Origin of the sequence: Aromatoleum bremense (assembly GCF_017894365.1) — a bacterium.
Lineage (GTDB): Bacteria > Pseudomonadota > Gammaproteobacteria > Burkholderiales > Rhodocyclaceae > Aromatoleum > Aromatoleum bremense.
The window spans coordinates 3,017,809-3,030,968 of sequence record NZ_CP059467.1 but is presented as its reverse complement, the minus strand read 5'-3'; the positions used below and the strand labels follow the sequence as shown (position 1 = coordinate 3,030,968).

Here is a 13,160-nt window from a genome sequence, read left to right as displayed (position 1 = left end):
CTCGCAATGACGCAAGACTACCGCGCGCCCGTCCGCGTGACCATCCCGGACCACGGTCTGCCCGCTGCGGACATCGTGATTGAAGCGCCCATCGGCCGGGACTATAGTAGTCCGCATAATTCAATGGCCCTGCGGAGGCAGCCATGATCACCACCGACCACCAACCCAACCTCGTCTCCGTCGCCGTATTCGGCGAATTCACCCTCGCGGACTACAAGGAGTTCGAAGAGATCGTCAATTACAAGGTGCAGTTCGAAGGCCCGGTCAACCTGCTCTTCGACCTGCGCCAGATGGCCGGCTTCACGCTGGATGTCGCGTGGGAAGAAATCAAGTTCTCGCGTCGCCACGCCCGGGATTTTCGCCGCATCGCCGTGCTGACCGAAGACCAGTGGCTGACGTGGAGCGCATGGATCTCGCAGCTCTTCGTCGATGCCGACGTGCTTGTCTTTGCCGACGAAACCGAGGCGCGCAGCTGGTTGGAGGCGGCCGCGGAGCCCGCGCAGTGAACGCTTCGTACAGCACACTGATTGGCGCCCGCGAGCTCGCGGATCACCTCGACGACCCCGACTGGCGCATCGTCGATTGCCGGCATGACCTGGCCGACACCGGCTTCGGGCGGGCGGCATACGAGCGCGGCCACCTGCCGGGCGCACATTTCCTGCATCTCGACGAAGACCTGTCGGGCCGCATGACCGGTACCAACGGGCGGCACCCCCTCCCCGACCCGGCCGACTTCGCCGCCCGGCTCGGGCGCATCGGCATCGGCAACGACACCCAGGTGATCGCCTACGACGACGCGGGGGGGGATGTTCGCCGCCCGGCTGTGGTGGATGATGCGCTGGCTCGGCCACCGCCGCGTCGCGGTGCTCGACGGCGGCCTCGTGGCAGGGCAGGCACTGACGACCAAAACTCCATCTGTCCAGCCCACGACCTACTCGCTTTCGCTGCAACCCGCCGTCGTCGATGCCGCCTTCGTGCTCGACCACCTCTACACCGGCGACATCATGCTCATCGACGCCCGCAGCCCGGACCGCTTTCGGGGCGAGAACGAAACGCTGGATCCGGTCGGCGGCCACATTCCAGGGGCGAAAAACCGGTTTTTCCGCGACAACCTCGTCGGGGGCGGCTGTTTCAAGCAGGCCTCGGTGCTGCGCGAGGAATTCGGCGCGCTGCTGAAGGGGCGCGACGCGCACCGCGTCGTCCACCAGTGCGGATCGGGCGTCACCGCCTGCCACAATCTGCTGGCGATGGAGTCGGCCGGCCTGTCCGGGTCGCGGCTCTACGCCGGGTCGTGGAGCGAGTGGTGCGCCGACCCACGCCGACCGATCGCGACCGGCCCGGAGGAATAGGACGCGCGGCACCGGGACAAGCGTAATCGGCTCCAGCCCGCCGCGCACACTCCCATAGCTCCCGCAACGGCAACAGGCTTCAGAATTTCTCGACCCACGGGCGCAGGTCCATCTCCTGCGTCCACGCGCTGCGCGGCTGGCAATGCAGCTGGAAATAGGCTTCCGCGATCGCCGACGGGTCGAGCATGTCGTCGCTTGCCTCTGCGCTGTGCTCGATGCTGGACGGTGGGCGAATGCGCCCGTCGATGATCACATGCGCGACGTGGATGCCTTTCGGCTGCAGCTCGCGCGCCATGCTCTGGGCGAGCGCCCGCAAGCCGAACTTCCCGACCGCGAGGTTGTGGAAACCCGCGCTGCCTCGCAAGCTCGCCGTCGCGCCCGTGAACAGGATCGTGCCGCCGCGGCCGCCGCGCCCGATCCGTTCCAGCATCGAGCGGGCCGCTGCGCGACCGACGAGAAAACCGCCCATGCAGCCGACGCGCCAGCAGCGCTCGAACTCTTCCGCCGTGGTTTCGAGCAGGCCGCGCGGCACGAAGGCGCCGGCGTTGTAGATCACGACGTCCGGCTCGCCGAACTCGGCGCGCACCTGGCTGAAGAGGTCCTCGACGGATTTCTCGTTACCGGCGTCGCACGAATACGCTTTCGCGCCATGCCCGATCGCCGCGCACTCCATCGTCAGCGACTCCAGCCGCGCGACGTCGCGGGCCGCCATCGCGACGTTCATCTCCGCCTTGCTGAAACGCCGCCCGAGCGCGCAGCCCAGTCCCGGCCCGGCACCCACGATCACCGCAAGTTTCCGCTGCTGCTCCATGTCCGCCTCCTCCGCATCGCGGCGCTCGTCCGGCGCACCGCGTCTGCCTGAAGCTTAGTTCACGAAAAAAGGCTCCGCAGCGCAGCGCAGCGCAGCGGCCGGAAGGCTCTGCCAGCGGCCGCTACCAGTCGAGCTTCTCGACCTGGCCGAGCGAACGTCCGAGGAAACGTTCGCCGATCGTCTGGAAGCGCAGCGGCACGTCGGTGACGACGAACCGGTACGTCGCTTCGCCCGGATGCGTGTTCGCGAGGCCCAGTGCGTGCAGTTTCGCCGCGGCGAGTTCTGCGGTCGTCAGCGCGGAGTCCACGAGCCGCACACCGGGACCGATGACGTCGCGCAGCAGCGGCTTCAGCAACGGGTAATGCGTGCAGCCCAGCACGAGGCTGTCGACCTCCTCGGCGAGCACCGGCTTGAGATATTCCTGCGCCGTCAGCCGCGTGACCGGATGATCGAGCCAGCCCTCCTCGACGAGCGGCACGAACAGCGGACAGGCCTGCGAATAGACGCGCACGCTGGAGTCGAGCGCGTGGATGCGACGCGCGTAAGCGTTGCTATTGACCGTCGTCGGCGTGCCGATGACGCCGATGCCGCGACTGCGCGACTGGGCGACCGCGGCCTGCGCCCCGGCTTCGATGACATCCAGCACCGGGATGCTGCCCGCACGCTGGCGCACGGTTTCGGCCGCGACCGCAGCCATCGTGTTGCACGCGACGATCAGCATCTTGACGTCCTGTTGCAGCAGGAAGTCGGTGATCTGCTCGGTAAAGTGCCGGATCGTCGCGACCGACTTGACGCCGTACGGAACGCGCGCGGTGTCGCCGAAGTAGACGATGCGTTCGAGCGGCAGCCGTTCCATCAGCGCGCGCACGACCGTGAGCCCGCCGATGCCGGAATCGAAGACGCCTATTGGTCGCGAAGAATTCACGAGGAAGCCCGGGGCGGTTGGAAGCGCGGGATTCTAGCCGCAATCGGAGGGGGACAGACCGTGGCCTGCATGGCCGGCCTTTGGCGGAATCCGCTTCAGGCAGCGCAGTGCCGCTTCAGGGCCCAGGCGATGTGCTCGCGTACCAGCTCCGACGGGTCGTCGGTCCGCGCCCGCAACGCGGCGACGATTCCGGGCGAGGTGGGTGCATTGCCGAGCGCCACCGCGAGATTGCGCGACCAGCGCTCGAAGCCAATGCGGTAGATTGCGCTGCCCGCCATGCGCGCGGAGAAATCAGCCTCGGTCCAGCTGAAGAGTTCCACCAGGCTCGCGCGGTCGAGTCCGTGACGTGGCGCGAAGTCGGGCTCCGCGGTGAGCTGCGCGAAGCGGTTCCACGGACACACCAGCTGGCAGTCGTCGCAGCCGTAGATGCGGTTGCCGATCAGCGGTCTCAGATCCTCCGGGATCGCCCCTTTCAACTCGATCGTCAGATACGAGATGCAGCGCCGGGCGTCGACCCGGTACGGACCCACGATCGCCCCGGTCGGACACGCGTCGAGGCAGGCACGGCAGGAGCCGCAATGGGGCTCGTCCGGCGCATCGACCGGCAACGGCAGGTCGGTGAAGATCTCGCCGAGGAAAAAGAACGAACCGGCCGAGCGGTTGAGCGTGAGCGTGTGCTTGCCGCGCCAGCCCAGCCCGGCGCGCGTCGCGAATTCGACCTCCAGCACCGGCGCGGAATCGACGAAGACCCGGTAGCCGTGCGGCGCCTCGGCGGCGATGCGTTCGGCAAGCTTCTGCAGGCGTGTGCGCATCAGCTTGTGGTAGTCGCGGCCGAGCGCGTAGCGGGACACGTAGGCCCGCGCGGGCTCGTCGAGCGCGGCTTGCGCAGCGGCGGCCTGCGGCCAGTAATTCATCCGTACGCTGATGACGCGCAGCGTGTCCGGAACCAGTTCGGCGGGGCGCGCCCGCTTCATGCCGTGGCGCGCCATATAATCCATCTCGCCGTGAAAACCGCTGGCGAGCCATGCCGCCAAGCCCGGCTCGGCGCCGGCAAGATCGATGTCCGCCACGCCGACGGCGGCGAAACCCAGTTCCCTGGCCCATATATTCAGCTGCTCCGCGACGGTCGTCAGCGATTTGCGCGGCGCGGCGTGCCCGGAGGCACCCTGATGATTCGGATTCTTCACCCGACAGATGATAGCGGCTGCGGATTCATCGCGCAGCTCGATGACGAAACCGACACCGAAGCTGCCGGCGCAGCGCTCGCGCCGGCCCTGCACGCCGGGTTGGTGATTTACCTGCGTGGTGACCTCGGCGCCGGGAAGACGACGCTGGTCCGCGGCGTGCTGCGCGCCCTCGGTCACGGCGGAAAAGTAAAAAGCCCGACCTACACCTTGATTGAACCTTATGTTCTTTCTAGATTAAACTTATATCACTTTGATTTTTATCGCTTCGCAGTGCCGGAAGAATATCTGGAAGCAGGGCTTGACGAGTACTTCGGCGGCACCGGCGTGTGCCTCGTGGAATGGCCCGACAAGGCCAGCCCATATCTCGCACCACCGGACGTGGAAGTGCGCCTCGTCGTCGCCGGCACGGGTCGGCGCCTCGAGGTCTCTGCGCTGACGGAGGCAGGACGGACATGTACAAGAAAACTGAATTCGGGACTGAACCGGCCCGCTCCGTGACGCCCGCCACGCCGAAATTCGGCCGGCGCGACCTTCTGAAGTTCGCCGGCGGCGCGCTTGTGCTGCTGGTGAGCCCGGTCGCCGCCGCCGCGAGCCTCGTCGCGGTGCGCGTCTGGCCGGCCGACGATTACACGCGCATCACGCTCGAAGGCAGCCGCGAACTGAAGTTCAGCCACCTTCTCGTCAAGGATCCCGACCGCCTCGTGGTCGATCTCGAAGATGTCGAACTCGACAGCGTGCTGCAGACCCTGCCATCCAAGGTACTCGAGTCCGATCCGTATATCCGGCTGATTCGCGCCGGGCAGAATCGTCCCGGCGTGGTGCGGCTGGTCGTCGAACTGAAGAACGAGATCACTCCGCAGATATTCACGCTCCAGCCGGTCGGCGATTATCGCCACCGCCTGGTGCTCGATTTGTATCCCACCGTGCCGGTCGACCCGCTGCTCGCGCTGATCGAAAAATCCTCGCCGCTCGACGCTGCCGCCGGCGATGGCGTACCTGCGGGAAGCGACGACGCTCCGGTGCAGCAGGCCGCCGTGCAGGACAGGGCAAAGCGCCAGAAGCGTCCGCCCGCGAACCGGCTGCTCACGGTCACGCTCGACCCCGGCCATGGCGGCGAGGACCCCGGCGCGGTCGGGCGCCGCGGCAGCTTCGAAAAAAACGTCACGCTGTCGATCGCCCGGCGGCTGAAGCGGAAGATCGACGCGGAGACGAACATGCGCGCGGTGCTGACGCGCGACGGCGACTATTTCGTGCCGCTCCGCCAGCGGGTGACGCGGGCACGACAGGTACAATCGGACCTCTTCGTGTCGATCCACGCCGACGCTTTCGTCCGCCCCGAAGCACGCGGCAGCTCGGTGTTCGTGCTGTCGGAAAGGGGCGCCTCGAGTTCGGCCGCGCGCTGGCTCGCGCAAAAGGAAAACGACGCCGACCTGATCGGTGGCGTGAATCTCGCGAAACAGGAAGGTCATCTCGCGCGAACGCTGCTCGACTTGTCGCAGACGGCGACGATCAACGACAGCCTGAAGCTCGGCAAGGCAGTGCTGAACGAGCTCGGCGACATCAACACGCTGCACAAGGCGCACGTCGAACAGGCTGGATTCGCGGTGCTGAAAGCGCCGGACATCCCGTCGATCCTTGTCGAGACCGCGTTCATCAGCAACCCGGAGGAAGAGCGACGCCTGAACGACGACGCCTATCAGGACAAAATGGCTGAAGCGATCATGCGGGGCCTGCGCCGCTACTTCAAGGACAACCCGCCGCTCGGGCCGACCCGGGTCGCGCAGCTGGACTGACCGGCGGGAACCGCCAGAGCGCTCGCGTTGCCGTTATAATTACCGCTTTTTCGGGCGGTCATGCAGGTTTTTCGCGGGATTCCGGAGCGCGCCGCGCAGTCCTCGGTTCTCACCATCGGCAATTTCGACGGGGTGCACCGCGGCCACCAGGCGCTGCTCAAGCTGCTCACCGACAAGGCCCGTTCGCTGGCCCTGCCGGCGGTGGTGCTCACGTTCGAACCCCATCCGCGTGAATACTTCTGCCCGGCCGATGCGCCGGCACGCCTCGCGTCGCTGCGCGAAAAGCTGCTGCTGCTCGCCAGCTGCGGTGTTGACCGCGTCCACGTCTGCCGCTTCGACGCGCGCTTCGCAGCGCTGACCGCGGACCAGTTCATCGACGACATCCTCGTGCGCGGCCTCGGCGTGCGCCACTTGATCATCGGCGACGACTTCCGTTTCGGCGTGAAGCGCCAGGGCGACTTCGCGTTGCTCCAGGCACGGGGCGCCAGCCACCGGTTCGCGGTCGAAGCGATGCCGACGCTGGATGTCGGCGGAGAACGCGCCTCGAGCTCGGCGGTGCGGGAAGCGCTCGCGGAAGGCGATCTCGCGCATGCCGCGCGGCTGCTGGGCCGGCCCTACAGCATCGCCGGGCGTGTCGTCCACGGCGACAAGATCGGCCGCACGCTTGGCTATCCGACCGTCAACATCCAGATGAAACACCGCCGGCCGGCGCTGTCCGGCGTGTTCGCGGTCGCTGTCGAAGGACTCGCCGCGGAACCCGTCGCAGGCGTCGCGAGCATCGGCGTGCGGCCGACGATAACCGCTTCGGGGCGTCCGACGCTTGAAGTCCATCTCTTCGACTGGGACCGCGACTGTTATGGCGCCCATCTGCGCATCCATTTCCTGAACAAGCAGCGCGACGAAACCAAGTTCGAATCGCTCGACGCCCTCATCGCCCAGATTGCCCGGGACGCGGAAAATGCCCGCGCCTGGTTCGCACAACACCCGATTCGCCCCTGAGGCCGAAAACACCATCATGGCTGATTACCGCAAGACCCTGAACATGCCAGACACCCCGTTCCCGATGCGCGGCGATCTCGCGAAGCGCGAACCGGGCTGGGTCGCCGACTGGCAAGCGAAGAAGCTGTACCAGAAGATCCGCAAGGCGGCGGCCAGCCGGCCGAAGTTCGTCCTGCACGACGGGCCGCCGTACGCGAATGGCGACATCCACATCGGCCACGCGGTGAACAAGATCCTCAAGGACATCATCGTCCGCTCGAAGACGCTCGCCGGTTTCGACGCCCCCTACGTGCCGGGCTGGGACTGTCACGGCCTGCCGATCGAACACCAGATCGAGAAGCAGCACGGCAAGCACCTGCCCGCCGATCGCGCGCGCGAATTGTGCCGCGAGTACGCCGCAGAGCAGATCGAGCGGCAGAAGAAGGACTTCATCCGTCTGGGCGTGCTCGGCGACTGGGACAATCCGTACCGCACGATGAACTTCTCGAACGAAGCGGATGAGATCCGCGCGCTCGGCGAGCTGTTCCGCAAGGGTTTCCTGTTCAAGGGACTGAAGCCCGTCAACTGGTGCTTCGACTGCGGTTCGGCGCTGGCCGAAGCCGAAGTCGAGTACCAGGACAAGAAATCGCCGGCGATCGATGTCGGCTTTCCGCTCGCGGACAGCGACCGCGCGAAGCTCGCCTACGCGTTCGGTCTGGCAGCGCTGCCGGAGCGGCCGGTCTTTGCCGTGATCTGGACGACGACGCCGTGGACGATCCCGTCGAACCAGGCCCTGAACGTGAACCCGGAGTTCATGTACGAACTGGTCGACACGCCCAAGGGCGTGCTGATCCTCGCCGCCGAACTGCGCCAGTCCGCGCTCGAACGCTATGCCCTCGAAGGCCGCGTGCTCGCCGCCGCGCACGGCGTCGCGCTCGATCGCATCAACTTCCACCACCCGTTCTACGATCGTCTCTCGCCGGTCTTCCTCGGCGACTATGTCGCGGCCGATGCCGGCACGGGCATCGTTCATAGCGCGCCCGCATACGGCCTCGACGACTTCGTCACCTGCACCCGCTACGGCATGCGCAACGACGAGATCCTGAACCCGGTACAGGCCGACGGCAGCTTCGCCGGGAGTCTGCCATTCTTCGGTGGCCTGTCGGTGTGGGATGCGAATCCGAAAATCGTCGACAAGCTCGCCGAAGTCGGCAGCCTGTTCGCATCGGGAACGCTGACCCACAGCTACATGCACTGCTGGCGCCACAAGACACCGGTGATCTATCGTGCGACGACGCAATGGTTCGTCGGCATGGACCGCCTGCCGGGACGCGAAGCGGTCGACCCCGGCAGCGCGACGCTGCGCGAACTGGCACTGAAGGCGGTCGACGAGACGCAGTTCTACCCCGCGTGGGGCAAGGCGCGGCTGCATTCGATGATCGCGAACCGGCCCGACTGGTGCGTGTCGCGCCAGCGCAACTGGGGCGTCCCGATCCCGCTGTTTCTGCACAAGGAAACCGGCGAACCGCATCCGCGCTCGCTCGAACTGCTCGAGCAGGTCGCGCAACGCGTCGAACGGCACGGCATCGACGCCTGGTTCAAGCTCGACGCGGCGGAACTGCTCGGCAGCGACGCCGCGCAGTACGACAAGATGCGCGACACGCTCGACGTCTGGTTCGACTCGGGCACGACACACTGGACGGTACTGCGCGGCTCGCACGCTGCCAACAGCCAGTGGCCCGCGGACCTCTATCTCGAAGGCTCGGACCAGCACCGCGGCTGGTTCCACTCGTCACTCTTGACCGGCTGCGCGATCGACGGGCGTGCACCGTACGACGCCCTGCTGACGCACGGCTTCGTTGTCGACGGCCAGGGCAAGAAGATGTCGAAGTCGAAAGGCAACGTCGTCGCGCCGCAGGAAGTCTCGGACAAGCTCGGCGCCGAGATCCTGCGCCTGTGGGTCGCTGCCACCGATTATTCGGGCGAGCTCACGATCTCGAAGGAGATCCTCGATCGCGTCGTCGAAGTCTATCGCCGCTTGCGCAACACGCTGCGCTTCCTGCTCGCCAACACTGCCGACTTCGACATCGCCCGCGACGGCGTGACGGTCGAGGAGTGGCTGGACATCGACCACTACGCGCTCGCGCTGACTCGCCGCCTGCAGGAGCAGGTCACCGGCGATTACGCGCGCTTCGAGTTCCACAAGATCGTGCAGGCGCTGCAGAACTTCGCCGCCGAGGATCTGGGCGCGTTCTACGTCGACATCCTCAAGGATCGCCTGTACACGACGAAGGCCGACTCCCGCGCCCGCCGCGCCGCCCAGACCGCGCTGTGGCACATCACGCAGGCGATCACCCGGATGATGGCGCCGATCCTGAGCTTCACCGCCGAGGAAATCTGGCGGGTGACCGGCAATGACGCCGAGGACAGCGTGATGCTGCACACCTGGCACGAATTGCCCGAACTCGCGGCAGGCGATGAAATCCTCGCTCGCTGGGAGCTGATCCGCAGCGCGAGGGCGGACGTGCAGAAAGTGCTCGAAAGCCTGCGCAGCGACGGCAGGATCGGCGCTTCGCTGCAGGCCGAAGTGCGCGTGCGCGCGAGCGGTGCGCGTTTCGACGCGCTCGCGAGCGTCGGCGCGGATCTGCATTTCGTGCTGATCACGTCCCGCGCGGAACTGGTGCGCGTCGAAACCGAAGCCGATGAAGGCGTGGACGCCGCGCCGTCCAGTCACCAGAAGTGCGGTCGCTGCTGGCATTTCCGCGAGGACGTCGGCGTCGACGCCGCTCACCCGGAGCTGTGCGGACGCTGCCACACGAACCTCCATGGCGACGGGGAAAGCCGCACGCATGCCTGAGGCGACACGGGAACCCGCGCCTGCTGCAAGGCAGGCGCTGACGCGACGCTTCTTCGGCTGGCTCGAGCTGGCGGCACTCGTCGTGGCGCTGGACCAGCTCGCGAAATGGCTGGTGCTGTCGCGGCTCGACTTCGGCGAGGCGGTGCCCGTCACGGGCTTCTTCCAGCTCGTCCTGGTCTATAACCCGGGCGCGGCATTCAGCTTTCTTGCCGACCATTCGGGCTGGCAGCGCTGGTTCTTCATCACGCTCGCGCTCGTCGTCTGTGGCTGGCTGCTCGCGATGCTGCGCCATCACCAGCGCGAACGTGCACTGCCGCTGGCGTTCAGCCTCATCATCGGCGGAGCGGTCGGCAATGTCATCGACCGCATCGTGCATGGCGCAGTAGTCGATTTTCTCTACTTCCATATTGGCCGCCACGGCTGGCCGGCCTTCAACGTCGCCGATTCCGCCATCACTGTCGGCGTCGCCCTGATGCTGTGGGCGCAGTTTCGCTCACCTCGCGACGCCTCCCGCGACACATCCACTTCGGAGAACCCCTCGTGACCCAGATCATCCAACCCGACAGCCTGGTGACGCTACACTACCGCATCGCCATGGAAAACGGTCAGCCGCTGATCAGCACCTTCGAAAGCACGCCCGCGACGCTGCAGCTGGGCGCCGGAGAGCTGCTTCCCAGCCTCGAGCGCCTGCTCGCCGGCATCGAGGTTGGCAAGCATCACTTGTTCACGCTCGCGCCCGAAGATGCGTTCGGCCCCCACAATCCCGAGCTGGTCGAGCGTGTGAAACGGGAACACATGCCGGAAGAGGAGATCGAACCGATGACGATCATGGAGTTCGGTGCACCCAACGGTTCCCGCTATTCGGGGCTGGTACGGGAAATCAACGAAACGTTCGCGGTCGTCGATTTCAACCACCCGCTCGCCGGCAAGACGATCCGCTTCGAAGTGGAAGTGATCGGCGTTCTTTGAGCGTCCGCTGACCGCGACCTCCCAGCCTCCACAGGGACCAGCCATGAACGACAAGGAAATCCTGCTCGCGAATCCGCGCGGCTTCTGTGCGGGCGTCGAGCGGGCGATCGAGATCGTCGAGCAGGCGCTCGCACGTTTCGGCGCGCCGATCTACGTACGCCATGAAGTCGTGCATAACAAATTCGTCGTCGACGGACTTCGCGCGAAGGGCGCGATTTTCGTCGAAGAACTCGACGAAGTGCCGACCGGCCAGACCGTGATCTTCAGCGCGCACGGGGTGCCACAGGCGGTGCGCAGCGAAGCGGGAAGGCGCGGCCTGCGAGTCTTCGACGCGACCTGCCCGCTGGTGACCAAGGTGCATCTGGAGGTCGCACGCATGCGCGAGCAGGGGCGCGAGATCGTGATGATCGGACACAAGGGCCACCCCGAAGTCGAAGGGACGATGGGACAGGTCGGTGACGGCATCCACCTCGTCGAGGTCGTCGAAGACGTCGCGAACCTGGAGGTCGCCGACCCGCAGCAGCTCGCCTACGTCACGCAGACAACCTTGTCGGTTGATGACGCCGCGACGCTCGTCACCGCACTCCGGGCGCGTTTCCCGGCGATCGTCGGACCGAAGAAGGACGACATCTGCTACGCGACGCAGAACCGCCAGGACGCGGTCAAGTTCATGGCGCCGCGGGTCGACATAGTGTTCGTCGTCGGTTCGCGCAACAGTTCGAATTCGAACCGCCTGCGCGAGGTTGCCGAACTGCTCGGCGTGCCGGCATATCTCGTCGATAACGCCACAGGGATCGACCCGGCGTGGCTCGAAGACAAGAAACGCGTCGGCGTCACCGCCGGCGCGTCGGCGCCCGAAGTGCTCGTCGATGCGGTCGTCGAGCGCCTCAAGGAGCTGGGGGCAAGCTCGGTGCGCACGCTGGAGGGAGTGCCCGAACGGGTAACCTTCCCGCTGCCGCGCGAGCTTCAAACACCGGGCTGAACTCCCGCCGGCACGCGGTCCGGCACTTCACCGGGCGAGATGCATCACCGGCGCGCGGTGCCGGTCTCCCTTGCCGCCCGCCCGAAATCAGAGGTGCGGCCCGAGGATGCGCCGGTAGAATTCATGGAAATGCTGCATCCCATCCTCGAACGGCGACTGGTACGGCCCGACCTCGTCGCGCCCTTCCTGCAGCAACGCCCAGCGCCCCCGGTCCATGCGCTCGCCGATGTCGTCGTCCTCGATTGCGGTCTCCATGTAGGCCGCCTGCTCGGCTGCGACGAACTCGCGTTCGAACTCGACGATATCCTCGGGGTAGTAAAACTCGACGACGTTGGTTGTCCTGTTTACGTCGCGCGGGATCAGCGTGCTGACCACGAGCACGTGGGGATACCACTCGACCATCACGTTCGGGTAATACGTCAGCCAGATCGCGCCCTGGGCCGGCCGGCTGTCGCCGTAATAGGCGAGGATCGCTTCATGCCACTTCCGGTATGCGGCCGAACCGGGCTTGGCCAGCGAAGTAATGCCCACACGCTGCACGGAATACCAGTCGCCAAATTGCCAGGTCAGGTCGTCGCAGGTGACGAAGCGCCCCAATCCGGGATGGTAGGGCACGACGTGGTAATCCTCGAGGTACACCTCGATAAAGGTCTTCCAGTTGTAATTGCATTCGTGAATCTCGACCCGATCGAGCTTGAAGCCCGAAAAATCGAGTTCCGGCGCCAGCTCCATCCCCGCCAGGTCGGCACGGGCCGAGCGCGGACCGGCAAACAGCAGCCCGTGCCAGCTTTCCAGCGCATCGCGCTTGAGGTCGAGGCACGGATTCTCGGAAAAATGCGGCGCGCCCAGCAGTCGGCCATGCTGGTCGTACGTCCAGCGATGGACCGGGCAGACGATTCGTTCGGCAGTACCCGCGCCCTGCAACATGATCGCCTGGCGGTGGCGACAGACGTTCGAAAGGCGATGGATGCCGTCCTGCGTGCGAAACAGCAGCCTGGAGTGGTCCAGCCATTCCAGGGAGCGATAGTTTCCGACTTCCGGTACCATCAACTCGTGGCCGACGTATCCCGCCCCGCCCTGGAACAACAGGCGCTTCTCGAGTTCAAAGATTTTTTCGTCGAAGTACATCGAAACCGGCAACTGGGAAACCGCCGGGGCCATTTTGGCCTTGGATGCGAGCTCGGACATCCCCCGAACCTCCGATGTAAATTCCAAGAAATTCGGAAAAAATGAGCGGATGATTCTATTCGAGAAGTTGTTTGACCGCCAGTAGCCCGATCGGTTACTTTTCCCCCTTTTATTTTCACGG

At 65.8% G+C, this 13,160-nt stretch carries 12 protein-coding genes and 1 pseudogene; 9 read left to right on the top strand and 4 right to left on the bottom strand.

The window, feature by feature from the left end; all coding sequences use genetic code 11:
• The first annotated feature begins 143 nt into the window (after window positions 1–143).
• Together pbN1_RS14200 and pbN1_RS14195 are read left to right on the top strand one after the other, a co-directional pair.
• A complete protein-coding gene (locus tag pbN1_RS14200) occupies window positions 144–506 on the top strand; it encodes a SpoIIAA family protein (RefSeq protein WP_169202249.1) in 363 nt (120 codons plus the stop codon).
• Window positions 503–1,349: pseudogene (locus pbN1_RS14195) on the top strand (sulfurtransferase). Before pbN1_RS14200 ends, pbN1_RS14195 begins: the two are co-directional and overlap by 4 nt.
• Window positions 1,350–1,428: 79 nt before the next feature.
• On the opposite strand, the gene pbN1_RS14190 reads toward pbN1_RS14195, so the two are convergent.
• From pbN1_RS14190 to queG, 3 genes are all read right to left on the bottom strand, one after another.
• Entirely contained in the window at window positions 1,429–2,160 is a 732-nt protein-coding gene (locus pbN1_RS14190; protein WP_169202250.1) for an SDR family NAD(P)-dependent oxidoreductase, read from the bottom strand.
• Window positions 2,161–2,281: 121 nt separating this feature from the next.
• Window positions 2,282–3,085 carry a glutamate racemase gene (murI, locus tag pbN1_RS14185; protein WP_169202251.1) on the bottom strand — a complete coding sequence of 268 codons (804 nt, stop codon included), beginning with the start codon at window positions 3,083–3,085 and terminating at the stop codon, window positions 2,282–2,284.
• Between the two features lie 95 nt (window positions 3,086–3,180).
• Window positions 3,181–4,218 (bottom strand): tRNA epoxyqueuosine(34) reductase QueG, encoded by a 1,038-nt coding sequence (gene queG / locus pbN1_RS14180; protein WP_211161423.1) that lies wholly within the window; start codon window positions 4,216–4,218, stop codon window positions 3,181–3,183.
• 36 nt (window positions 4,219–4,254) lie between these two features.
• Here queG and tsaE point away from each other — a divergent pair, with 36 nt between their 5' ends.
• The 7 genes from tsaE to ispH are packed head-to-tail and all read left to right on the top strand — an operon-like array spanning window position 4,255 to window position 11,851.
• Window positions 4,255–4,770 (top strand): tRNA (adenosine(37)-N6)-threonylcarbamoyltransferase complex ATPase subunit type 1 TsaE, encoded by a 516-nt coding sequence (gene tsaE / locus pbN1_RS14175; RefSeq protein WP_169202253.1) that lies wholly within the window; start codon window positions 4,255–4,257, stop codon window positions 4,768–4,770.
• A complete protein-coding gene (locus tag pbN1_RS14170) occupies window positions 4,725–6,065 on the top strand; it encodes an N-acetylmuramoyl-L-alanine amidase (RefSeq protein WP_244856969.1) in 1,341 nt (446 codons plus the stop codon). The genes tsaE and pbN1_RS14170 overlap by 46 nt, the downstream gene beginning before the upstream one ends.
• A gap of 60 nt (window positions 6,066–6,125) precedes the next feature.
• A complete protein-coding gene (locus tag pbN1_RS14165; RefSeq protein WP_169202254.1) occupies window positions 6,126–7,064 on the top strand; it encodes a bifunctional riboflavin kinase/FAD synthetase in 939 nt (312 codons plus the stop codon).
• A 16-nt stretch (window positions 7,065–7,080) separates the two neighbouring features.
• Window positions 7,081–9,900, top strand: a complete 2,820-nt coding sequence (gene ileS / locus pbN1_RS14160) for an isoleucine--tRNA ligase (RefSeq protein ID WP_169202255.1) — start codon at window positions 7,081–7,083, stop codon at window positions 9,898–9,900.
• Window positions 9,893–10,444 carry a signal peptidase II gene (lspA, locus tag pbN1_RS14155; RefSeq protein WP_244856967.1) on the top strand — a complete coding sequence of 184 codons (552 nt, stop codon included), beginning with the start codon at window positions 9,893–9,895 and terminating at the stop codon, window positions 10,442–10,444. The genes ileS and lspA overlap by 8 nt, the downstream gene beginning before the upstream one ends.
• A complete protein-coding gene (locus pbN1_RS14150; RefSeq protein ID WP_169202256.1) occupies window positions 10,441–10,869 on the top strand; it encodes an FKBP-type peptidyl-prolyl cis-trans isomerase in 429 nt (142 codons plus the stop codon). Before lspA ends, pbN1_RS14150 begins: the two co-directional genes overlap by 4 nt.
• 43 nt (window positions 10,870–10,912) lie before the next feature.
• A complete protein-coding gene (gene ispH, locus pbN1_RS14145) occupies window positions 10,913–11,851 on the top strand; it encodes a 4-hydroxy-3-methylbut-2-enyl diphosphate reductase (protein WP_169202257.1) in 939 nt (312 codons plus the stop codon).
• 87 nt (window positions 11,852–11,938) lie between these two features.
• On the opposite strand, the gene pbN1_RS14140 is transcribed toward ispH, so the two are convergent.
• On the bottom strand, window positions 11,939–13,039 hold the full coding sequence (locus pbN1_RS14140; RefSeq protein ID WP_169202258.1) for an aromatic ring-hydroxylating oxygenase subunit alpha: 1,101 nt from the start codon (window positions 13,037–13,039) through the stop codon (window positions 11,939–11,941).
• Window positions 13,040–13,160: the final 121 nt, after the last annotated feature.